Raw genomic sequence first — 327 nt, forward strand, 5'->3', positions numbered from 1 at the left:
TTTCTTTTTGATGTCCTCAATTTCTTTCAAAGCGTTTCGGCTTTCAATAATTTTGTTACGTTCTTCTGTGAGTTCTTCTCCTAATGCATTTTGAATAAATTTTGCGTTAGGGTCTGCTGGTACTGAAACAAGAGAAATCTCTTTAAACTGTGCTTTATTTACAACTAGAGCGTCATTTTCATTAAACTCATAATCTGTAATATAATAGGCAATTGATAGTGAGTCAAAAGCGCCATTTTCCACAGCCTTATTAATGTTTGGTGCATTGTCGTAAAGCGCGAAGTCAGTCAGGTATTTATTAGAATCCAAATCATAGTAAACTTTTGC

At 33.9% G+C, this 327-nt stretch carries 1 protein-coding gene; it reads right to left on the reverse strand.

The features are described from left to right. Window positions 1-327: HK97 family phage prohead protease (locus EII37_RS10945; RefSeq protein WP_185696016.1), on the reverse strand; the 327-nt coding region annotated here is incomplete at both ends.

The organism is Streptococcus sp. OH4692_COT-348 (assembly GCF_003859975.1).
GTDB lineage: Bacteria > Bacillota > Bacilli > Lactobacillales > Streptococcaceae > Streptococcus.